Here is a 19,941-nt window from a genome sequence, read left to right on the forward strand (position 1 = left end):
CTTTATTTTGAGGCACAAGTCTCGGCGATTTTGGTCACTTTCTTCGCGTTCTGCACCATTTTTGAGACGCACGCCCAAAGGATGAAGCCGACTAGGAGAAAGCCGACATTCATACTGATGACGCCTCCCCATCCGTATGCGGACCAAAACAATCCCCCAAGTGTTCCTCCTACACTTGAACCCGTGTAGTAGAAAAATAAATACAAAGAAGAGGCCTGTGCTTTGTTCTGTAAAGCAAGCTGTCCTACCCAACTGCTTGCAACCGCATGCGCTCCAAAAAATCCAAAAGTAAAAAATCCAAGTCCTGCTATCTTCATCATGAGATTCGCTTCCCACGTCAAACAGACGCCGATCAATGCGAGAAACAAGCTTGTGAATAACAGATTTTGCTTACCGTGACGATCTATTAATTTTCCTGTCCAGACGGAGCTGAACATTCCGATGATCATAATTAAAAACGTCCAACTGATAAATGTTTGGCTGAGTGAATAGGGCTTTTCGAGCAATACATAAGCGATGTAATTGAACAACGCTACATTACTCCCTAATAGTATAAAGCCGATGACAAATAAACAAATGAGACTTGGAGCCTTTAGATGGTCTACTAAAGACAGACCTAACTTTCTCATTACGAATGGGCGTGCCTTAAAATTTTGTGACGGTGGTAAGGTGTTCCAAAAAATCAGTGTGGCAGCCAAACTGATGAGACCAATCCCCCCTATTGCGATCTGCCAGCCGAAGTAGTCACTCACCATACCTGAGAAAACCCTGCCAAACACAGCCCCAATGGAATTCCCGCATATATAGAGACCCATAGCCGCTCCCAGACTTTTGGATTCGATTTCTTCTCCAAGATAGGCCATTGCGATGGAGGGCAAACCCGCCAATGAAATCCCTTCAATCGTTCGCAATACCAGGAGAACATGAAAATTCGAACTGAATGCTGTGAGAATACAAAACACAGACGAAGCGAGCATGGAAACGATCATAATTGGCTTGCGTCCCCATACTTCAGACAGCGAACCAAGAACGAGCATACTGACGGCAAGAACCATTGTTGTAATGGAGAGGGAAAGGCTTGCTGTCGTTGGGCTAACTGAAAATTCTTTTGAAAATTCCGGCATTAAGGGCTGTACGCAATAAAGAATCGCAAACGTATTGAAACCAGCGGCAAAAAAAGCAAAGCTGGTTTTGCGGAAGAGTGCTGTACCTTGTTGTATCATGCGATCACCATATCATTTCAGGATGATTATGGTTTCATGGTACCACCATTTATCTATGATGTATAATTCATTATAATCATGTTTTTCATGCATTTATGTAATGAAAACTCCAAACGGAAAGTGGTGCTTTCGAATGGAATGGCAACAGTTCGAATATTTTCAAACCCTGGCAAGAATCCAACACGTGACACAAGCGGCCGAAGCTCTCTCGATTTCCCAGTCTGCCCTCAGTCGTTCGATTGCCCGATTTGAGGATGAAATAGGCGTTCCTCTGTTTGACCGTCAAGGACGTTCGATTCGGCTCAATAAATATGGTCATCTCTTTTTAAAGCGAGTCGAAAATATGATGAAGGAATATCATGAGGGAAAACAAGAAATCATGGATTTACTTGATCCAGATAAGGGAGAGGTATCTCTTGGGTTTCTGCACACATTAAGTACCAGTCGTATCCCTGATTTACTGGCTTCTTTTCGCTCCCTCTACCCCAACATTCATTTTCGACTCGGACAAGGTCCCTCCCATACGCTTATGAATCAGTTGCAAGGAGGAGAGTTTGATCTTTGTCTACTTGCTCCTATGGATATGAAATCTCCCTTTGTATGGAAGCCGCTTTGGAATGAAGAACTTTTTGTGATTGTCCCGAAAGACCACAAATATGCAAATCGTACCTCGATTACGTTGGAAGAGATTGCGGATGAATCCTTTATCCATTTAAAAGAAGGATACTCCCTTCGGATCACTGTCGAGCAATTGTTTCAGGAAGCGGGAATTACACCTCCCATTACCTTTGAAGGAGAGGAAGCAGATACCGTTGCAGGACTGGTCGCTGCTGGACTGGGAATCTCCCTGTTGCCCAATTTAAAAGGAACGGACCAGAGTAAGATCACACAAATCCCTGTCAAAAGCCCGAAGTGCCAACGGACAATTGGAATTGCCTGGGTAGAAGGGAGATATTTATCACCTGCCACTGAAAAATTCAAACAATTTGTTATGGATCATGCCTGCGATTTTGAATAGGGATGAGCGAACCTACGACTCTCCCCGCTGCCCTGATTCCCGTCGCCAACTCATGAGTACCAAAGACAGCGCGATTGTCGTGAGGATAATGCCCAGCACTTGCAAACCCTCGGCGCTGAACTTATCTCCCATTACAATGCCGATCAATAATGAGGAGAGAATGGTTCCCAGGTATCTGGATGTTTGAAATAATCCGGATGCTACGCCTATGATTTCTTTTGGAGAGCTTTTGAACAAGGCTGCTTGCATGCCGACATTGTTTAACCCGTTGCTAATGCCGAATGCCGCTAACGCCACACACACACTGATCACATGTGAATCTTGCTTTAACGTCACGATCCACAATGACCCAAATGTCATCAGCATGGCGGATGTGAGCAATGCCGGCCGAGGTCCTGAGTGATCAATCCATCGTCCTGCTAGTGGAGATACCATGAGGGAGCATAAACCTAAGCTGAGCATGAGCATTCCTGTATGGAACTCGCTGACATGACGAACCATTTGCAGGTAGGATGGAAGGCCGAAAAAAAGCGAATAAAAAAGGACGTTAACGAGCATGAATTCGATATTGACCCACGTCATCGCAGGATACTTCGCGAATGTCCGCAGCGGAATAAACGGAGAAGTCGTTTTTAACTCATGTCGTACGAAAGCTACCAGTGTAACGAGGCCGATCCCTCCAACCAGGATATGCCACCATGAGACATGCCCCGATGATTTTGCGAAAAGCAATCCAACGAGCAGTGCAACCAGACCGACCGCGAAGAGCATGATCCCTGTTGCATCAATCAATTCCAACCATTTTCGAAAGGACATCTTATGTGCAACAGATGCTGCCGATCCATCCTTTGGAATCATCCTCCAGGCTAACAGGAAGCTCGCCACCACGAACGGAATATTAACGAGAAAGATCGCTGACCAATCCCAATAATGAAGCAATACCCCGCCAATAAAAGGTCCAATCGCAGCTGCTCCAGACAGGAATATGGACAGTACGGAAAGCGCAGTCGCTTGTTTCTCCGTAATATGGATTCGTACAATGGCGATTCCAACGGCAACCATCATGCTTGTTCCAATCGATTGCACAATTCGGAACACAATGAGCCACCCAAAGTTTGGAGATAATGGAGCCAATAAGGAAGCAACGAAAGATACGACAAGCCCGGTAAGGAATATCTTCTTGCGTCCGAACAAATCACTTGCCTTTCCCATGACAGGTTGAGCGATTGCACTCGCAATGTAGAACGAGAAAATCATCCACGAAACAACCGTGAAATCAAGACTGTACACATTTTGCAGCCTTGCAATCGCAACAGAAATCATCGAAGAATTTAACGGGTTCAACAATATCCCTAGTCCAACGGAAATCATCAACCACCTGTTGTGAGCCCCCATTTTCAGCCCTCCTTAAAGCGTTTTGATGATATCGTACTGGAAATCAAACATTTACTCCAACGTATTTCATGTTATGATTCCATTGATTCAAAGGAATGAATGGAGGAGCTAAATGGAACTTCTTCAACTGCAATACTTTCTTACCGTTGCTCGTATGGAGCATGTGACCGAAGCTGCACGAAGCCTGCATGTGACCCAATCGTCCCTTAGTAAAACGATTCAACGATTAGAGGAGGATCTGGGAGTCCCGCTATTTGATCGTACAGGGAGAAAGCTGCGTCTGAATGAGTTCGGAAGCAAATTCCTCTGTCGGGTGGAAAGAGCTCTGTTTGAATTGGAACAAGGGAAACTGGAGCTTCGCGACCTATCCAACCCGGAGCATGGTACTCTTGAATTAGCCGTAACTACTGCGAGCACGCTGCCGAATATCCTTCGCGAGTTTCGGAAAAAGCGGCCCGATATCCAATTTCATGTACAAATGCTGACCACCCAGGAAATGGTTACGCTTCTTCATAGAGGAGAGGTCGATTTTTGCTTGTCCTCCCCTCCTGTACAAGACGATGACATCGAATGTCAAATCGTGTTCATTGACCCTATCCTCGTAGCTGTTCCAAGGGGACATCGACTGGCAGACCGAAGCATCGTATCTTTGACAGAGCTGAAGGATGAATCGTTTGTCGGTGTCAAGAAAGGGTACGGTACACGCGATCTCGTGGACGCTATATGCAAGTCGGTTGGATTCGCACCCACCTATGTGTATGAGGGAGATGAACCTGCAAGGCTGATCCAACTGGTGGAAGCAGAAATCGGCATAGCCTTCATACCAAGCACGGCAAGAGATTCTCGTGAACAAATCTCGTATCTAAGAGTCGAGAATCACGAATTGGTACGGGAAATCGCATTATTATGGCACAAGAGTCGGTACATTTCGCGCGCTGCCCAAGAATTCCGTGAGGTTGTTGTCGATTATTTTGAGGATGTATGCAAACTTGAGAGGTGATGAATCATGAAACTTCACGATTGTCCTACCTGTAATACCAACAGTCAAGAATGTATGATCGTCATCGAGAATGCGTTGCACCCTACAGCTGAGAGATTAACGTGCCGTATATGTTCCTGGAGCGGAAAGTGGTCGGACATGAAAGTGCGCGAGACCCCGGACGAACCAATCCCGGGCGTCGAACCGATTACCGACTATGGTGTGCTGCATTCAGATCAAATTCGACTTCGCTATACAGGGGGTTGTTGCCCACATTGTGGGGGAGATGATCCTTTGTGCTGGTGCCATGCATTTTAGGTGCAGGCAAATGAACACAAAAACAGACACGTCACAATTGCGTGTCTGTTTTTGTTATAGATTTTCTTTTCGATCTTACAAAGCCCCAGAAACGACATTCCCGCGGAACATTACAGCTTGGCGCTTCGCTCGGCGTGCAACAGCTTCTGCTGCCGAGGATGCATGAACGAATACAATATCCGCTTCGTCGCCAACATTCGGCCATTGGCGGTTGCCCTCTTTATCCAGCGGCGTTTTCCCACCTGTAATGAAGCCCAGTGCTTGGGACAGGGAACGTTCGTCCTGCATGCGGAAGCGCTCAGCCAATCGGCCCGCTTTTTCCAAGCTGTCTCCTTGTCCAAATGGCGACCAGTGATCGGTAATACTGTCGTCTCCGAGAGAAACAGACACGCCTTTTTCATGCAGCAATGGAATCGGAATCGTCCCTCTGTTCACGGGTACAGTGGAAGTGATCGAAATGCCCAAGCCAGCGAGCATTTCTGCTACTTCCCCTGCTTCTTCCAGACTGATGTCAGCAAGGGAATTGGCATGGCTGATGGTAACGCGACCTTGCCACCCTGCATCTTCGGTCATTTTAGCAAGACGCTTGAATGTAAACACCCCGAGATGATCCGGGTCATGCAAATGAACGTCGATGGGTGCATTCGCTTCCACTGCCAGCTCAAAAATGGTAGCGAGCGATTTCTCGATGTTTTGATCCACGGTCGCCGGGTCTACACCGCCAACGTAGGTCGCACCCATCTTCAAGGCTTGGCGGATGTTCTCCACCTGGTTACTTCGCAGAAGACCTTGCTGCGGGAAGGCAACGACCTCGCACTGCAATCTGCCGCTGAAGGTTTCGAGTGCTGCCATCGTCGCTTCCAGGTTTTTGAGTCCGATGTACGGATCGATATTACAATGGGAGCGAATATGGGTGGAGCCTGCGGACAGCAGCAATTCCAGCATTTTTTCTGCGCGCTCTTGTGCTGTTGGCAGCAGCTTCGGCATGAGCTGGCTCTCTTCTTCCAGTCGACCCAAGATGTTTTTTACTGGCGTCACGGCTTTCCAAGGGCCGCCATAATACGTTTTATCGATGTGGATGTGCATATCCCTAAATGACGGCAGTGCCAACAGACCGCTGGCATCCTTCGTTGGCAGCTCGGTTTGTGGAGCGGCTCCACTCACGATCTGCGCAATTCGTCCGTCTTCGATTAATAGATGCGCCACTTCAGTATCTGTAGCAACCACCTTGTCATTTTCTTTGTGGTATCCGCTCTCCAAGCGGACGTTGGTTATCCAATAGGCTGTAGACATCTATCCATGACATCCTTTCTATTTAAAAGTAGTACTACCACTCACCCGCTACCCGGTTGCCTTGGAAAAGCACGACCTTGCGCTTCGCACGTCTCGCAACTGCTTCTGCTGAACATGTCGCTTCGACCGCCATCAGGCTCGCCTCATCTCCAGCCAATGGCCACAGGCGATTCCCGGTGTCATCGAGAGTGATCCGCCCTTCTGTCACAAAGCCGAGTGCTACGCCTAACGATCTTTCATCCGTCAAGCGGAAGCGTTCAGCCAGTCGTCCTGCTTTTTCCAACAAGTCTCCGCTGCCAAAGGGTGTCCAATTGTCTGTCAGGCTATCGTTGCCGAGCATGACGGCAACCCCTTCTTGATGCAGCAACGGAATCGGAATGGTCGGGCGATTGATTGGCACGGTCGATGCAATAGAAATGCCAAGCGAGGCGAGGCGTTGTGCCAGCTCTTTAGCTTCCTCCTGAGAAACATCGCCCAATCCCATCGCGTGACTAATCGTGACACGGCCCTGCCAGCCTGCCTCTTCCGTCAGAGCAGCGAGGCGCTTCATCGTAAACACGCCGAGATGCCCCGGATCATGCAAATGCATGTCAATGTCGGCATCTGCTTCGACTGCCAGCTCTAGCATCGTTTGCAGGGAACGCTCGATGTCGCCGTCTACTCCACCCGGATCGACGCCGCCTACATGAGTAGCGCCTTGACGCAGTGCCTCACGTACCATGTCGCGCGCTTGTGTACGCAGCATCCCATAATGCGGGAAAGCAACAATTTCGTGGGAGACACGGTCTGCATACGTCTCAAACGCACTTTTCATTCCTTCCAAAAACCCAAGACCAACCTGTGGGTCCACATGACAATGCGTTCTTACATGTGTCACTCCTGTTTCCACCAGCAGCGAGAGAATATTTTCTGCTCCTGTCTGTGCCTGCTTGAGATACATCGGCAACAGCCCTCTGTCCTCAGCGTGGCGTTCGAACAAGTTTTTTACGGGAGTTGTTGCCTTCCATGGGCCGCCGTAATACGTTTTTTCCAGATGAATGTGCTTCTCGGCCATAGACGGCAAGATCAGTAAGCCTTTCGCGTCCTTTTTAGGCAGCCCATCCTCCAAAATTTCACTGGAAGGGACAATGCGTGTAATTTTTCCATGCTCAATAAGCAAATCGCACAGCTCTGTCCGCGTTCCACTGATCACGCCTTCTTCCCACTCATACCCGATTTCCAGTCGAGCGTTGACGATCCAATAAGGAGAAGATTTCACCGGCTTTTCCCCCCTCTTAAACGTTCACTTCTTCCACTTGCCCAGAAGCGAGCTTGCCTTTGAAGAATACAGCGTGTCGATCTGCACGGCGCGCAATCGCTTCTGCCGAGCAGGTCGCATCCACGAGGATCAGGCTAGCGTCTTCCCCTTGTGCAGGCCATAGCTGTGTTCCGTTGGCATCCAGCGTCGTTTTGCCACCTGTGATAAAACGCAGAGATTGAGACAGAGACAGCTCGTCCAGCCAACGATTGCGTTCTGCCAGTCGCCAGAGGCGTTCCAGCACATCACCATTTCCGTATGGCTGCCACGTGTCAAAAATGTTGTCGCAGCCGACCGCAACGTCTACGCCATTTTGGTGCAGTAGCTGTACAGGTGGGATCACGCGGCTAAATGGCACACTGGTGATAATCGTAATGCCTGCTTCCCGCAGGATCGTCGCCATCTCTTCTGCTTCTTGCACTGGGATGTCTCCGAGCGCAAACGCATGGCTGACTGCTACGCGGCCTTGCCAGCCAGCATCCACGGTCATTGCTGCCAGTCGCTTCATTGTGTAGGTTCCCAAATGTCCCGGGTCATGCAAATGCAAGTCCACACCTGCGTTTGCTTCTACCGCCAGCTCCATCATTTGGTGCAAGGATTCTTCTATATCGCCATCCACATTAGCTGGGTCCACGCCCCCGACATGAGTCGCACCTTGGCGCAATGCCTCACGCAAGAGTGCTTTTGCGTCTGTACGCAACAAGCCATGCTGCGGGAATGCCACGATCTCGTGGGTGACTCGATCCGCGTAGGTTGCTAATGCTGCTTTTACTGATTCTAAATTGGAGATTCCCACTTCCGGGTAAATGTCCACATGTGTACGCACATGTGTCGAGCCATAGGACAAGAGGATCTCCAGCAGATTCTCCGCACGCTCTTGTGTAGTTGTCGGCAATCCCGGCAGTGTGCGCTTTTCAATTTCGCAGCGTTCAATGATATTGGACACAGGAATAACAGCCCGCCATGGTTCTCCCTGAAGCGTCTTGTCCAAATGAACATGCTTCTCTACGAAAGATGGGAGTGCCAATAAGCCTTTTGCATCCTTTTGCAAAATACCGTCTGTAAGCTTCTCTGTCGCTGGTGCAATACGCGCGAATTTTCCGTCTTTAACCAAAATGTGAAACAAGGATGCCTCTGTCCCCGTGACGACACCATTTTCCCGACGGTAGCCCGTCTCCAAACGAACATTGGTCAACCAATAGGTAACGCCCATCCATTATCCACCCTCTCTTTGTCTCTCTCCATTCCTTTCTCCCCCATTATCTAGGAAGCGGAAAGACTTGATTTGCACAATCTTTACGTCTATTTTCACTATTTTTACGACTTGTTCAAATTGCCTTTACTTCGTACATTTTTCTGATAACTTTGACGTAAGCAAAGGAGGGGTTACACCATGAAGGTTGAGATCGCACCAACCAATCAAGCTCTTCCGCCGAAAGCAGCGGCTGCACGCCCTAGCAGATGGCGGACTTTTTACAGGAAACTACGAAAAAACAAACTCGCCATGGTAGGCGGCTGTATCGTGATTTTTTACATCGCGATTGCCCTGTTGGCACCATTTATCGCTCCCCATGATCCATATGAGATTGACTTGGTTAACAAGTTGAAGCCACCATCTTCTGAACACTGGATGGGTACCGATGACAAAGGTCGGGATGTACTGAGCCGTCTTTTATACGGGACACAGCTCTCGATGTCCGTCGGATTTGTTGCCGTCTTTATTGGTGCATTTTTCGGAATTATTCTCGGCTTATTATCCGGTTACTACGGGGGCTGGGTAGATACAGTCATCTCCCGTATCATCGATGTCCTGCTCGCCTTCCCGGGAATCCTGCTATCTCTAGCCATTGTCAGTGCCTTAGGGCCAAGTCTCTTTAACGTGATGATCGCCGTTGGTATCTTCTCGATTCCTGTATTTGCACGGATCGTCCGCGGCTCAACCTTGACCGTGAAAAAACTGGAGTACATCGATGCGATCCGCTCACTCGGTGCCAATGACTTCACGATTATCTTTAGACACATTTTCCCAAACATTTTGTCTCCTATTATTGTACAGGCAACGATGCGCCTCGCTACTGCGATTCTTTCCGCGGCTGGCCTTTCGTTCCTCGGACTGGGAGCACAGCCTCCTCTGCCGGAGTGGGGCGCCATGCTCAGTAACGGACGCGACTTCTTGTTTACCGCTCCGCATCTGGCCATGTTCCCTGGTTTCGCTATTGCAACTCTTGTTCTCGGCTTCAACATCTTTGGGGACGGCCTCAGGGACGCTCTCGATCCACGAATGAAACAATAGGAGGGAATGCTACATGATTGTTTACATTACCCGTCGCCTGCTGCAGATGATTCCCGTCCTGCTCGGTGTTATTCTTGTCGTCTTTTTGATCATGCAAATGGTTCCTGGCGACCCGGCTGTATTGCTTGCTGGTGAAGGCGCTTCTGCAGAAACGATTGCGAAAATGCGTACACAGCTCGGCTTGGATCAGCCGATTATGGTTCAATACGCGCAGTATGTTGTCAATGTGTTCCAAGGCGATCTAGGGACATCACTTCGCTCCAATCTCCCCGTGTGGGATGAGATTATGGCACGCTTGCCTGCTACCATCGAGCTCGCCGTTGCCAGTATTTTTGTAACGGTTGTCCTCGGGATGATCGCAGGGATCATCTCTGCTACCAAGCAATACTCTGCTGCTGATATTACGATCATGGTTATTGCCTTGCTCGGTGTATCCTTGCCAAGCTTTTGGCTCGGCTTGAGCTTGATCTACACGTTCTCCGTCAAGTTGCAACTCTTCCCGGTCGCAGGCTGGGGCACCTGGAAGCACATGGTTTTGCCAGCGATCACACTCGGTACTGCCGGAGCCGCCATCGTTGCTCGTATGACTCGCTCCAGTATGCTTGACGTCGTGCGTCAAGACTACATCCGCACAGCGAAAGCAAAGGGCTTGCGTGAAACAGTCATCATTTACAAGCATGCTTTGAAAAACGCGCTGATCCCGATTATTACCGTCGTGGGCTTGCAGTTCGGTTTCCTTTTGGGTGGTACGGTTCTCGTAGAATCTGTATTTGCCATCAACGGCTTGGGCCGTCTGATCGTCGATGCGATCCGCATGCGTGATTTGCCTGTCGTACAAGGCGGCGTACTGATCGCTTCCATTATCTTCGTGTTCGTGAACCTGCTTGTCGATGTATTGTATCGCTACTTTAATAAACGAATTGATCTGAACTAAGGAGGGATCACCATGCCGGAACAACAAGATATCATCCTAGACGTTCGCAATCTGCAAACGCATTTTTTCACAGAAGATGGCGTCAGTAAAGCAGTGGACGGCGTTGATTTCTCTCTAAATAGAGGAGAGACACTGGGTCTGGTAGGAGAATCAGGCTGTGGAAAAAGTATCACTTCCCTCTCGATCCTGCGTTTGATTGCCAGTCCTCCGGGAAAAATTGTAGGAGGAGAAATCCTTTTCAAAGGGCAAGATCTGACGAAAAAATCGGAAGCAGACATGCGCGCAATCCGCGGCAACGAGATTTCGATGATTTTCCAAGAGCCAATGACCTCGCTGAATCCGGTTTATTCGGTTGGGGAGCAAATTGCGGAGGTATTGCGCCTGCACCAAAACATGGGACGGAAGGAAGCATGGGACAAGGCAGTAGACATGCTGCGTCTGGTCGGTATTCCTTCCCCGGAAAAACGCGCGACTCAAGAGCCGCATGAATTGTCTGGGGGTATGCGTCAACGGGTCATGATCGCGATGGCTCTCGCCTGCCGCCCGGAAATTTTGATCGCGGATGAACCGACGACCGCTTTGGACGTTACCATTCAGGCTCAGATTCTCGAGCTGATGAAAAAGCTGCAAGTCGAAATGGGCATGAGTATTATCATGATTACCCACGATCTAGGCGTTGTTGCTGAAACATGCGATCGCGTTGCGGTCATGTACGCAGGAAAAGTGGTGGAGTACACGACTGCACAAAACCTGTTCGCGAATCCACGCCATCCCTATACAGTAGGGCTGATGAACTCCCTCCCCCGTCTGGATGAGGATGTAGAAGAGCTGCAAGCGATTAAAGGAAATGTACCAAGTCCGTTCAACATGCCAGTTGGATGCCGCTTCGCTCCACGCTGCCCGCATGCAACAGAGCTGTGCCATACGAAGCTTCCAGAGCTCTTGGAGTATGCAGACGGAAGCAAAGTACGCTGCTGGATGTATACGTCTGAGTGGGACGGCGACACCAAGACTGCTACGGAAGTGGGGGTATGATCATGATGACGACACAAGCGAATCCAACGAAAAAACCACTGCTGGAAGTAAAAAATCTCAAGCAGCACTTCCCGATCAAAGGCGGCATTTTAGGCCGTACCGTCAACCATGTAAAAGCCGTGGATGACATCAGCTTCACGATCCACGAAGGAGAAACACTGAGTATTGTAGGCGAATCCGGTTGTGGCAAATCCACTACCGGTCGTGCCATCCTCCGCCTGGATGAACCGACGAGCGGAACGGTACTATTCGAGGGACAAGATCTACTGGCGATGTCCAAGAAGCAAATGCGCGATATGCGCAAGCATTTGCAGGTTATTTTCCAGGATCCATTTGCTTCGCTCAACCCGCGCCAATCTGTATCCGCTATTCTCGGTGAAGCGTTGGCGATCCAAAATATCGTACCTGCCCATCAACGACGTGATCGCATTATCGAGCTGCTCGGCTATGTAGGCTTGCGTCCGGACCAAATTGACCGCTTCCCGCATGAGTTCAGCGGTGGACAACGCCAACGAATCGGGATTGCGCGTGCGCTCGCGATGCAGCCGAAGCTGATCATTTGTGACGAAGCCGTATCGGCACTCGATGTATCCATTCAGGCTCAAGTGTTGAATCTCCTGAAATCGTTGCAAAAGCAATTCAAGCTGACGTATTTGTTCATCTCCCATGACCTCGGCGTCGTTCGTCACATCTCGGATCGCGTCATGGTGATGTACCTCGGTAAAGTGGTAGAGATCGCGGATAAAAAGTCGCTGTTCGACAACCCGCAGCATCCTTACACGCAGGCACTTTTGTCTGCGATCCCCGTTCCGGATATTAACAAAAAGCAGGAGCGGATCATTTTGCGCGGAGATGTCCCTTCTCCCATCAATCCTCCTCAGGGCTGCCGCTTCCATACGCGTTGCCCGTATGCGATTGATCGTTGCAAAACAGAAGTACCTGGGCTGACGAGTTTGCACGACACGCACCAAGTCGCCTGCCACCTTGCCCAAGTCTAATTCATAGAGAGATTAAAATTTTCTAAAAACACAAGAGATCACGAAGCAGCATGATATGATGGTAACTGCAAAATCTATCTATACAGAAGGGATCTCATGATAAGCTTCGAAGGTTTCACATTACTCATTCTGCTGTTTATTTTGGCTCCTATCGTAGGAGCTATTGCTTTATTGTTTCTGTTTATTTTCGAGAAGCGGATTGATCTATTAGAAAACAAAAATCTAAAGATCGAGCTGGAAAAAGAGCTTCAGCAAGCGCTCTACAATCAATTGAATCAACAAATCCAGCCTCACTTCTTGTTTAATACGTTAAATGTCATTCTGAGTCTGGCGCGATTAAACCGAACGAAGGAACTGGTGAGAGCGCTCGAAGTCCTCTCCCAGTTTCTCAAATTCAAATACAAATCCACAGAGCCGTTGATTTCATTGGCGCGGGAGATTACGTACACGGAGCAATATTTGGAGATTCAAAAGCTGCGTTTCGGCGATCGGCTCCGGATTCAGCTAGATTGTGCAGATGATCTCTTGCAGGCATCCATACCGCCATTCGTCTTGCAAACGCTCGTGGAAAACGCATTTAAGCATGGATTGGAACGAAAAATGGGCGAAGCTATCATAGACATCCGCATAAGCCGACAAGATGACGATGTCCTGCTTACGGTCATCGACAACGGTTCTTCCGGACTTACAGCATTCCAGAATGAAAGTGAGATCGAAACCGAACAGCCACATGAGAAGAGCGGTCACGGGTTGGATAACATCCGCAGACGGCTCCACCTTTGTTTTGGTGATCATGCACATCTGGAGCTTGCTCCGATATCTGAGGGAGGAACTCTTGTGTCTGTCAGGTGGCCCTGTACGTATGAACAAATCGATCTGAGGTGAGAAGATGAACGTATTACTCGTGGATGACGAACCGTTGGAGCTGGACCAACTCGAGTATTTGATTCAGCCCATGTTCCCCTTGTGGAAATTCTACAAGGCCGCAGATGGCAGCAAGGCCATGGCGATCAGCCAGAAGGTTCCTCTTCATCTCGCCTTTCTGGACATTAATCTTCCGGGGAAATCCGGGCTGGTGCTTGGCGAGGAGCTGAGAGCCCAGCACAAAGACATCGAGCTCATCATTGTAACGGCATATCAAGATTTTCATTATGCCAAACAATCGATCCGCCTCGGTGTCGTGGATTACATCACGAAGCCCGTCATTGAGAGCGAGCTGGTCGACATTCTGAAAAAATATCAGAAGAGCCCTGCCCTCTCTGCTTACACCCGAATTATTTCTGATGCGATGAACATCATTCATCAAAAATTCGCGGAGAAGCTGAATTTGGCTGATCTTGCCGCAGAAGTCCATATCAATCCTACCTATTTGAGCCGCCGTTTTCATGAAGAAGTAGGCGTCTCATTCTCTGAGTATTTAATGCAGTACCGCATTCAAATGTCGAAGAAGTTCCTGATTGCTCATCCTGATTGGAGCATATCGACGGTTGCCGAGCGTACTGGCTTCAACAGCCAACACTATTTCAGCACCATTTTTCGCAAAGTAGTGGGGAAAACCCCGAAAGAATACCGGGACAAGGGGAATGTATCTTGACCTACTTATCGTTTCGCGAATACGTGGTAGGTGCAGCAAAGATCGGCATCGGGCTTGGGGTCGTCTCGATCCTCGCCCGCTGGGTGACCGGAAACACGATCTTCGGTTCACCGGAAGCACTCGTCAAATACGGAATATTTGGCGGGATCGGCTTCGCTTTGATGGGAGCATTTGCCCTCAGTATGTTTGGACTACTTGGGCGAAAGGTCCGGCGTGAGTTGTCAGAAGGGATGACCATCGGGGATTACATGCGGGACAAGCTGCATCCGTTTGGTTACTGGTTGATGATCATCATCCTTTTGATTACGACGATCGAAGCGATGTTCGTTCAGGGGATGGCTGGGGGCGTATTGCTCAACATCTTGTTTGGTTTACCGATCCCGCTCGGCTTGCTCTGTTTTTTCGGGTTTTGTGTGCTGTTTGCAGGCATCGGGGGAATCCGCTCGATCCATCGGTTTGCCATCGTGCAAATTGTCATTACGTTTGCAGCCATTATCCTGATTCCCGTCTACTTTTTCGTCGGAAAAGGTGTCGAGCACGTCTATAACGGACTGCGCCTGTACCATCCTTACCTTCTGGTGCTCAACAACAACGAGGGGCTTTTTTTTATCATTACCGGACTGTTGATCGGGTTTGGTCAAGTGTTTGTCGATCAGGCATCGTGGCAGCGGCTCTATATGATGGAAGAGAAAAAGATCGTCCCTACCTTTCTGGTGTCCGGGCTCATTTTTGCCACCGTACCCCTGGCGTTTTCCTCGCTGATCATCATCGTCCTTTTTACGGGCGGATTTGATGATATCTACTCGCTGTTGTTTGATCTCGTACGCAAGATTGACACGATGATCTTGCTTGTATTATTTGTCCTCTGTGCCTTTGGAGCAATCATGTCCGCTTTCGGTGCAGGTCTTCATTCCATGATCAGTCTGATGGTCAACAATGTGTATCAGCTGTTCCGCCCAGACGCTTCGGAATGGCAAAAAATCCGTTTAGGCTACATCCTTGCCATTGCCATCGGTGCTCTTTCGTATGGTTTGACGATCTACTTCAAGCCGACCTTGCTGGATTTACTGTTCTTCTTTGGCATTATGTATGCTTCGCTGTTTTTGCCTGTCGTCGTCATTGTTTTGACAAAGGGAAAAGCACCTACTTTCATTTTGATCAGCGCAGTAATGGGATTCGTCGCAGGCTATAGCAGCCGGATGTACGTCGATCCGATGATGGCAATCTGGATTGCCTCCTTATGTACAGCTCTGGTTTTAACGGCCTACTTGTCCATGACCTGGCTATGGAAACGGTACATCCGAACGCCGGATCACACTCGCTGACCCACAGGAAGGAACGAATCCTATGCTACGCTCCTACTTGCTGCTCATTTTTTGCGTAACTGCTTGGGGCAGCAATTTCGTCTTCGGGAAAATGCTCGTCGCCGAGTTTTCTCCGCTCTTTTTGTCAGCTATGCGTCTCTTGTTTATCGTGTTGTTTCTGCTCATCTGGTCCAGAGGACGTCTGAAAATGCCAAAGCTTTCTCGTACGGACTGGCTTTTGCTCGCGGTATTGGGAGTTGTCGGCGTATTTATTAACCAGTGGTCCTTCTACAAAGGGCTCGTTACAGCTGATCCGACCACCTCTGCCCTGATCCTGGCATTGACGCCGATTACTACCGCTCTCTTGGCTGCCTTATTCTTGAAAGAATCACTGACTGGTCGCATGGCAATCGGTTCGGTGATCGGTACATCAGGCGTTTTATTCGTCATTTATACAGGGGCAGAGCTGCATTTTGATGTCGGTATCCTCTGGATTGTATTGACGATGCTGACATTCGCTACCTCGATCATCCTCGTCAGGTTGTTGGGACATCGACTCCCTCCACTCGTCACGACGCTCGTATCCAATTTGATCGGCTTCGGATCGATGCTGCCTTTTGTCCTGATCAGCATCCCTACGGCTACGGTAAGCACCAGCCTTTCATCCTGGCTTCTCTTGTTTGTCACCGCTGTCGTTATGCACGGCATTGTGACCTTAATCTGGAACAGCCAACTACAGAAGGTAGGGGCTGCCAAAGCCGCGATGTTTGCCAATCTCGAACCATTTATCGCCATGCTTTTCGGCTTATTATTGCTGGCAAAGCCTGTAACAGCCGTACAGTTTTTCGGTGCGATTCTCATCATTGCAGGCGTGACCTTGACTACAACCTCCAAGGAGCCGCGTGAAAAGAAGAACCTCTCCTCACTCTCATCCTGAGCAAAGCAGTTCGCCGCACTTTTCATAGTAAAACAGTCGGAATTGTAGTTGAGAAGTACAATTTCATTGCTTTATACTGGGAGAAAGCGGGCGAGTCTGTACCGTTACATCGTGCTAAGAGGAGGGACAGTCCATGTCTACCGTAAAACTATCCCAGTGGGAAACGATGCTGTTAGAGGCAGCCCGTGCCCATGGATTCGTCGATGAAGAAATCATCCACAAGCTGAGAAAAGGTGACCCTGCGCCTTTTTCGGACGTGGAGGGCGGCAAGTACGATTACACCCATCTCTTTGAACTGTCCAAAAATGATCCCTCTACGCTGGAAGCTGCGATTCGCGAAGGCTACCAGATCAAGTTCACCACTTTTAACGGGATCAAATTTTTGCTGAACAAACGCTACAACATCCAAGCGGAGCGTGACTATCACGTTGAGGAAACAGCACTGCACCGCGTTCGCTTACGAGACGATGCATTGGCGTGGATGCGCAGGACAATCTCCCCTAACTGGCGAATTGTTGAACTAGAAAAGCTCGCAAACACCAAAGAAACGCTTGTCAGATTTGAACTGGCAGCATCGTAAATACAAAAGAGCACTTTCCTACGGGGAGAGTGCTCTTTTTTCGAAATGCGGGGTATTGGAAGGAGAATCATGATGACAACGACAACGCAAGCGTATATTCAACACATTCAAGCAATGTATCCAGAATTGACCATCACTTCCGCTTACTTTAATAAGATGGGCCAAAACAATGATGTGCTTATCGTCAATGACGCGTACGTGTTTCGCTTTCCGAAATACACCGCCGGAATCGAGCAACTGAAGATCGAAACGAGCATTTTACGCACAGTAAAACCATATCTCTCCCTGCCGATTCCGGCTCCGATCTTTTTGTCCTTTGCTGAGGAAATACCTGGGCGGGTGTTTGCCGGATATCCGCAACTCGAAGGTGAGCCTTTTACCCGAGAAGCTTTTCAAGCAGCCTCGCGTCAAAATTCCGTACCGACTGTCGCTGCCCAGCTGGCACAATTTCTTCATGAACTGCACCAGCTTCCCGTCACCGCCCTGCTCCCGGAGCTTATCCCTGGTGATTTTGACATGGCCAAGCAATTGACTGACCTGTATGAACAGATTGCTTCGAAGTTGTTCCCAGCCATGCGTGAGCAAGCCAAAAAAGATGTGGCAGAGCGCTTTGAAGCATACCTGGCAGACCCTGCTCACTTTGATTTTCAGCCTTGCCTGACTCACGGAGATTTTGGCACAGGGAATATCTTGTACTCCCCAGCAAAACAACGCATCACAGGCATTATCGACTTTGGCGGCTCTTGTGTAGGCGATCCTGCTTACGATCTCGCAGGACTCTGCGCGAGCTACGGGGAATCGTTCTTGCAGCATTTCACTCCGGTGTACCCCCAGCTTGAGCAGGTGATGACTAGGATGAGATTTTACCGCAGTACATTTGCCTTGGAGGAAGCGTTGTTCGGTTTGGAAAACGACGATGAGACAGCGTACCAAGCTGGCATGCGGGACTACCTCTAGCCTTTTACAGCACCCTGTGTGAGCCCTTCCACCAAGTACTTTTGGCAAAACGCAAACAACAGCATCGTCGGGATGACTGACAGCACCGTAGCCGCCGACATCGCTCCCCATTCGATATCGTATTTTTTGATGAAGGCATTCATCGCGACGGGAATCGTTTTGACTGGCTCTTCATCAATGAACAGAACCGCCATAATCAGCTCGTTCCAGCATTGAACGAAGGCGAAAATAAATGTGGCGGCAATTCCGGGGAGCATGATCGGGACGATGACGCGAAACAGGGCGCTCAATCGGGAACAGCCGTCCATCATCGCCGCTTCCTCCAGGGCATTGGGTATCCGTTGGAAAAAGCCGGACATGATGATCGTACAAAACGGAATGAGCATGACCGTGTAAATGAGCATCAACGAAAACAGGCTGTTTAAGATGTGCATCTTGGACATCATCATGTACAACGGCGCCATGCCTATGAACATCGGAATCATTTGGGTGACGAGAAATCCGAACATCACCTGACGCTTGCCTGTAAACGAAAAGCGGGCCAACACGTAACCGCCGAGCATCGAGATGAACACGACCATAGCCGAAGCGACCAAGGAAACGAGAAAGCTGTTCCAGATGTACACCTGAAAGTGGGAAATCTGAAAGATCTCCAAGTAGTTGATCAACGTCACCTGCTCCGGCCAATATTGAATCGGGAGCGAAAAGATTTCCTTTTGACCTTTGAGCGACGTAATGATAATCCAATACAGCGGGAAAATCGCAAACGCAAGAAACAAGGTCAAGACAATTGCTCTGCCAGTCCTCCACCCTAGATGTTCACGGTGCATTAGAAGTCCCCTCCCTTCTCTACTTTGGTCGCTTTCACGTAGAAGATGGTGAACAACATCAAAATCACTACGATGATGACACCCACAGCCGACGCTTGCCCGTAGTCTTGTCCAAAGATGACTTTATCGATCATGTAGGTAGCGAATATATGCGTGGAGCCTGCAGGAGCTCCATTCGTCATCGCGTAAATAATGTCCGGGAAATTGAGAATCCAAATGACCCGCAACAGGATCGTCACCAGCATCGTAGGCATGATATACGGCAGTGTCACCCGCCAAAATTGCTGAATCCGCCCCGCTCCATCCATCGCCGCCGCTTCGTATAGCTCCTCCGGGATCGATTGCAGGGCAGCCAGAATCATGATGGCAAAAAAGGCGACGCCATACCAAATGTTCGCGATAATGACCGCAGCCATCGCCCAAGTGCCATCCGCCAAAAAGGAGATCGGCGCATCGATCAGACCCGTTTTCAAGAGCAAATCGTTAATAACGCCAAACTGGGCATTGAACATCCATCGCCAAATCAGCCCAATCAGAAAGCCGGACATCGCCCACGGGAAAAAGACAAACGCCTGGTATATCCCTCTCCCGCGAAATTTTTTACGCATCAAGAGGGCCAGCATGAAGCCAAACAGCAATTGAAAGACAAGGGAGAAAAACACCCAGTAAAAGCTGTTCATGGCAACACGCGGAAAGTCCGGGCTTGTCAGTACGTTCACAAAGTTGTCCAGCCCGATGAACTGAATATTCATCAAATCAAAAAGCGTGTAGTTCTGAAAAGACATGATGATTCCACGCACGAGTGGATAATACGTAAAGACGGAAACAAACAAAATGGCGGGCAAGAGGCACAAAAATATAAAGCGACCTTCTTTGGAGATTCGGAACGATTTCTTCCCTTCCGGCACAACCTGCTTCGTCATCATGACGATGGGTTTTTGTGTGTCCAAGCTACC

The 19,941-nt window shown here is 49.1% G+C and carries 19 protein-coding genes; 12 read left to right on the plus strand and 7 right to left on the minus strand.

All coding sequences use genetic code 11. The annotated features are described in order from the left end of the window. Positions 1–2 precede the first annotated feature (2 nt). On the minus strand, positions 3–1,223 hold the full coding sequence (locus KB186_RS08225) for an MFS transporter (RefSeq protein ID WP_173608697.1): 1,221 nt from the start codon (positions 1,221–1,223) through the stop codon (positions 3–5). A gap of 133 nt (positions 1,224–1,356) precedes the next feature. Between KB186_RS08225 and KB186_RS08230 the strand changes: the two genes are divergently transcribed. Then, positions 1,357–2,241, plus strand: a complete 885-nt coding sequence (locus KB186_RS08230) for a LysR family transcriptional regulator (protein ID WP_232773387.1) — start codon at positions 1,357–1,359, stop codon at positions 2,239–2,241. Between the two features lie 12 nt (positions 2,242–2,253). Here KB186_RS08230 and KB186_RS08235 read toward each other — a convergent pair whose 3' ends face one another. Further along, a complete protein-coding gene (locus KB186_RS08235) occupies positions 2,254–3,636 on the minus strand; it encodes an MFS transporter (protein WP_232773388.1) in 1,383 nt (460 codons plus the stop codon). 112 nt (positions 3,637–3,748) lie between these two features. Between KB186_RS08235 and KB186_RS08240 the strand changes: the two genes are divergently transcribed. Beyond that, positions 3,749–4,636 carry a LysR family transcriptional regulator gene (locus KB186_RS08240; RefSeq protein ID WP_232773389.1) on the plus strand — a complete coding sequence of 296 codons (888 nt, stop codon included), beginning with the start codon at positions 3,749–3,751 and terminating at the stop codon, positions 4,634–4,636. A gap of 372 nt (positions 4,637–5,008) precedes the next feature. Here the strand turns inward: KB186_RS08240 and KB186_RS08245 are convergent, their stop codons facing one another. From KB186_RS08245 to KB186_RS08255, 3 genes are read right to left on the minus strand one after another with little or no spacing between them, the layout of a single operon-like run. Continuing rightward, the gene (locus KB186_RS08245) at positions 5,009–6,226 is read right to left on the minus strand and encodes an amidohydrolase family protein (protein WP_232773390.1); all 1,218 of its coding nucleotides are present in this window, start codon (positions 6,224–6,226) and stop codon (positions 5,009–5,011) included. A gap of 34 nt (positions 6,227–6,260) precedes the next feature. Further along, positions 6,261–7,484 (minus strand): amidohydrolase, encoded by a 1,224-nt coding sequence (locus KB186_RS08250; RefSeq protein ID WP_173608702.1) that lies wholly within the window; start codon positions 7,482–7,484, stop codon positions 6,261–6,263. Between the two features lie 16 nt (positions 7,485–7,500). Continuing rightward, positions 7,501–8,736: an amidohydrolase gene (locus KB186_RS08255; protein ID WP_232773391.1), complete on the minus strand. Its 1,236-nt coding sequence runs from the start codon at positions 8,734–8,736 to the stop codon at positions 7,501–7,503. 180 nt (positions 8,737–8,916) lie between these two features. Here KB186_RS08255 and nikC point away from each other — a divergent pair, with 180 nt between their 5' ends. From nikC to KB186_RS08305, 10 genes are all read left to right on the plus strand, one after another. After that, positions 8,917–9,816 carry a nickel transporter permease gene (gene nikC / locus KB186_RS08260; protein WP_173608704.1) on the plus strand — a complete coding sequence of 300 codons (900 nt, stop codon included), beginning with the start codon at positions 8,917–8,919 and terminating at the stop codon, positions 9,814–9,816. Between the two features lie 13 nt (positions 9,817–9,829). After that, positions 9,830–10,750 (plus strand): nickel ABC transporter permease, encoded by a 921-nt coding sequence (gene nikB / locus KB186_RS08265; protein ID WP_173608705.1) that lies wholly within the window; start codon positions 9,830–9,832, stop codon positions 10,748–10,750. Between the two features lie 12 nt (positions 10,751–10,762). Then, positions 10,763–11,785, plus strand: coding sequence for an ABC transporter ATP-binding protein (locus KB186_RS08270; RefSeq protein WP_173608706.1), 1,023 nt, complete (start codon positions 10,763–10,765; stop codon positions 11,783–11,785). Between the two features lie 2 nt (positions 11,786–11,787). After that, entirely contained in the window at positions 11,788–12,783 is a 996-nt protein-coding gene (locus KB186_RS08275) for an ABC transporter ATP-binding protein (protein ID WP_229087987.1), read from the plus strand. A 96-nt stretch (positions 12,784–12,879) separates the two neighbouring features. Next, complete coding sequence (locus KB186_RS08280) at positions 12,880–13,668, plus strand: sensor histidine kinase (protein WP_221867654.1); 789 nt, start codon at positions 12,880–12,882, stop codon at positions 13,666–13,668. A gap of 4 nt (positions 13,669–13,672) precedes the next feature. Beyond that, positions 13,673–14,377, plus strand: coding sequence for a response regulator transcription factor (locus tag KB186_RS08285; RefSeq protein WP_173608708.1), 705 nt, complete (start codon positions 13,673–13,675; stop codon positions 14,375–14,377). After that, a complete protein-coding gene (locus tag KB186_RS08290) occupies positions 14,374–15,702 on the plus strand; it encodes a sodium:solute symporter family transporter (protein ID WP_232773392.1) in 1,329 nt (442 codons plus the stop codon). The genes KB186_RS08285 and KB186_RS08290 overlap by 4 nt, the downstream gene beginning before the upstream one ends. 22 nt (positions 15,703–15,724) lie before the next feature. Then, the gene (locus KB186_RS08295) at positions 15,725–16,618 is read left to right on the plus strand and encodes a DMT family transporter (protein ID WP_221867653.1); all 894 of its coding nucleotides are present in this window, start codon (positions 15,725–15,727) and stop codon (positions 16,616–16,618) included. Between the two features lie 133 nt (positions 16,619–16,751). After that, positions 16,752–17,198 carry a hypothetical protein gene (locus KB186_RS08300; RefSeq protein ID WP_221867652.1) on the plus strand — a complete coding sequence of 149 codons (447 nt, stop codon included), beginning with the start codon at positions 16,752–16,754 and terminating at the stop codon, positions 17,196–17,198. Positions 17,199–17,270: 72 nt separating this feature from the next. Beyond that, positions 17,271–18,155, plus strand: a complete 885-nt coding sequence (locus tag KB186_RS08305; RefSeq protein ID WP_221867778.1) for a phosphotransferase family protein — start codon at positions 17,271–17,273, stop codon at positions 18,153–18,155. Here KB186_RS08305 and KB186_RS08310 read toward each other — a convergent pair. Together KB186_RS08310 and KB186_RS08315 are read right to left on the minus strand one after the other, a co-directional pair. Further along, positions 18,152–18,985, minus strand: a complete 834-nt coding sequence (locus KB186_RS08310) for a carbohydrate ABC transporter permease (protein WP_221867651.1) — start codon at positions 18,983–18,985, stop codon at positions 18,152–18,154. The two genes, KB186_RS08305 and KB186_RS08310, sit on opposite strands and share 4 nt — an antisense overlap. Next, on the minus strand, positions 18,985–19,935 hold the full coding sequence (locus KB186_RS08315) for a carbohydrate ABC transporter permease (RefSeq protein ID WP_221867650.1): 951 nt from the start codon (positions 19,933–19,935) through the stop codon (positions 18,985–18,987). The genes KB186_RS08310 and KB186_RS08315 overlap by 1 nt, the downstream gene beginning before the upstream one ends. Positions 19,936–19,941: the final 6 nt, after the last annotated feature.

Origin of the sequence: Brevibacillus sp. AF8 (assembly GCF_021270385.1) — a bacterium.
GTDB lineage: Bacteria > Bacillota > Bacilli > Brevibacillales > Brevibacillaceae > Brevibacillus.

Coding starts and splice junctions, on each gene's coding strand:
- nikC (WP_173608704.1), top strand. CDS start 8,917: ATGAAGGTTGAGATCGCACCAACCAATCAAGCTCTTCCGCCGAAAGCA.
- KB186_RS08255 (WP_232773391.1), bottom strand. CDS start 8,736: ATGGGCGTTACCTATTGGTTGACCAATGTTCGTTTGGAGACGGGCTAC.
- KB186_RS08270 (WP_173608706.1), top strand. CDS start 10,763: ATGCCGGAACAACAAGATATCATCCTAGACGTTCGCAATCTGCAAACG.
- KB186_RS08285 (WP_173608708.1), top strand. CDS start 13,673: ATGAACGTATTACTCGTGGATGACGAACCGTTGGAGCTGGACCAACTC.
- KB186_RS08280 (WP_221867654.1), top strand. CDS start 12,880: ATGATAAGCTTCGAAGGTTTCACATTACTCATTCTGCTGTTTATTTTG.
- nikB (WP_173608705.1), top strand. CDS start 9,830: ATGATTGTTTACATTACCCGTCGCCTGCTGCAGATGATTCCCGTCCTG.
- KB186_RS08235 (WP_232773388.1), bottom strand. CDS start 3,636: ATGGGGGCTCACAACAGGTGGTTGATGATTTCCGTTGGACTAGGGATA.
- KB186_RS08310 (WP_221867651.1), bottom strand. CDS start 18,985: ATGCACCGTGAACATCTAGGGTGGAGGACTGGCAGAGCAATTGTCTTG.
- KB186_RS08305 (WP_221867778.1), top strand. CDS start 17,271: ATGACAACGACAACGCAAGCGTATATTCAACACATTCAAGCAATGTAT.
- KB186_RS08245 (WP_232773390.1), bottom strand. CDS start 6,226: ATGTCTACAGCCTATTGGATAACCAACGTCCGCTTGGAGAGCGGATAC.
- KB186_RS08240 (WP_232773389.1), top strand. CDS start 3,749: ATGGAACTTCTTCAACTGCAATACTTTCTTACCGTTGCTCGTATGGAG.
- KB186_RS08230 (WP_232773387.1), top strand. CDS start 1,357: ATGGAATGGCAACAGTTCGAATATTTTCAAACCCTGGCAAGAATCCAA.
- KB186_RS08225 (WP_173608697.1), bottom strand. CDS start 1,223: ATGATACAACAAGGTACAGCACTCTTCCGCAAAACCAGCTTTGCTTTT.
- KB186_RS08295 (WP_221867653.1), top strand. CDS start 15,725: ATGCTACGCTCCTACTTGCTGCTCATTTTTTGCGTAACTGCTTGGGGC.
- KB186_RS08300 (WP_221867652.1), top strand. CDS start 16,752: ATGTCTACCGTAAAACTATCCCAGTGGGAAACGATGCTGTTAGAGGCA.
- KB186_RS08275 (WP_229087987.1), top strand. CDS start 11,788: ATGATGACGACACAAGCGAATCCAACGAAAAAACCACTGCTGGAAGTA.